Genomic DNA, 1,334 nt, shown 5'->3' with positions numbered 1-1,334 from the left:
GGCGGCATCTTCTCAAGCGTCGCGACCAAGGATTCTCATCCTGATTGACGCGCTCTTCTCATCAAGTTTGTCGCGCTACAGATTGGCCTGCGACGCCCCGGTCGAGGCGTCAACCGGGCGATCTTCGCCAAAGGCCACCATATTCAGATTGCTGCCCTGAACACCGTTGCGGGTCAGCGCCGACGCAACGGCCTGCGCCCGCCGCTCGGAAAGTGCCCGGTTCGCGGCGGCGTTGCCCAGCTTGTCCGTGTGCCCCTGCACCGTGATGCGCGACTGGGGATGCACTTGGGCAATCTGCCGCAGCAACGGTTCATAGTTGGCCGGCACCTGGGCGCTGTTCAACGCGAACGGAACCTCGAACCGGCACTGCTGCGCATAGGCGGCACCTGCTGCGGCGACCAGCAATGCGGCTGCGGCCAGAGGCGCGCGAAAAGACGAAAAATTCATTTTAGGATCTCCTTTTTCCTATACGTGGGTACCAATTGAACCTGAACGCACGGACACTGGTTCCCTGAAAACCGATGCGACGGCCAAAAACACAGCAATACAATCCTAGCGTGAAACGACCCCTGCGTCAATTTGCGCCCCTCGGGCTGGCCGTAATCCGCCGCCCCGCCATCCCCGATCCACCGCGCCGTCCCCGCGACACTCAACCAATCTGTTGACGATGCCCCGTCCGCGCGCGATAGCAGCCCCTATGACACAGGATCTGGACACCATTTTTGCCGCCCTGGCCGATCCCACGCGGCGCGCGATCCTGTCGATGCTGCTCGAGGATGACATGGCGGTGACGGACGTGGCCGAACCGTTCCAGATGTCGCTGGCCGCGATTTCCAAGCACCTGTCGATCCTCACGCGCGCGGGCCTGATCACCCAGGAAAAGCGTGGCCGCGTGAAATGGTGCAAGCTCGAGCCCGACGCCATGCGCGCCGCAAGCATCTGGATGCAGAGCTTTGGCCAGTTCGAGGCGGTCAACCTCGACGCGTTCGAGGCGTTTCTGGCGCGCGAGTTCGGCCCCGACGCGCTTTAGCCCTCGGCCTTGAGCAAAAGCACCAACGCCAGAACGCTAAGGCCCACCCCGCCCAGCAGGATCGTGGGTGGCGTGCCCCGGCCCAGCCCGTATTCCCACGCCACCACCCATGTGGGCGTCAGATAGGTATAGGCCATCACCTTGGCCGAGGGCAGGCGCAGCGTGGCGTATTGCAGCAGAACGAAGGTGGCCGAGGATGCGAACACTGCCAGATAGCCCAGCGCTGTGAATCGGCATGCAAAAGTGACCCACTTGGGTGGGTTATGATCATCTAAAACTGACCCACCTGCATTGTTAACATCCG

Annotated in this window: 3 protein-coding genes; 1 reads left to right on the top strand and 2 read right to left on the bottom strand. The window is 62.2% G+C overall.

The genetic code is table 11. The features are described 5' to 3' along the window. Positions 1–75: 75 nt before the first annotated feature. Positions 76–447, bottom strand: coding sequence for an OmpA family protein (locus ACFTOW_RS13385; RefSeq protein WP_379916534.1), 372 nt, complete (start codon positions 445–447; stop codon positions 76–78). Positions 448–697: 250 nt separating this feature from the next. Between ACFTOW_RS13385 and ACFTOW_RS13380 the strand changes: the two genes are divergently transcribed. Next, positions 698–1,030 carry an ArsR/SmtB family transcription factor gene (locus ACFTOW_RS13380; RefSeq protein WP_379916532.1) on the top strand — a complete coding sequence of 111 codons (333 nt, stop codon included), beginning with the start codon at positions 698–700 and terminating at the stop codon, positions 1,028–1,030. On the opposite strand, the gene ACFTOW_RS13375 is transcribed toward ACFTOW_RS13380, so the two are convergent. Further along, positions 1,027–1,334, bottom strand: a 308-nt coding sequence (locus ACFTOW_RS13375; RefSeq protein ID WP_379916530.1) for an EamA family transporter, incomplete at its 5' end; no start/stop codon positions are given. The genes ACFTOW_RS13380 and ACFTOW_RS13375 overlap by 4 nt on opposite strands.

The organism is Lacimonas salitolerans, from assembly GCF_042677865.1.
Taxonomy (GTDB): domain Bacteria; phylum Pseudomonadota; class Alphaproteobacteria; order Rhodobacterales; family Rhodobacteraceae; genus Lutimaribacter; species Lutimaribacter salitolerans.
The sequence above is the reverse complement of the archived record's forward strand: the minus strand, read 5'-3'. Positions and strand labels throughout refer to the sequence as shown.

Coding starts and splice junctions, on each gene's coding strand:
- ACFTOW_RS13385 (WP_379916534.1), bottom strand. CDS start 447: ATGAATTTTTCGTCTTTTCGCGCGCCTCTGGCCGCAGCCGCATTGCTG.
- ACFTOW_RS13380 (WP_379916532.1), top strand. CDS start 698: ATGACACAGGATCTGGACACCATTTTTGCCGCCCTGGCCGATCCCACG.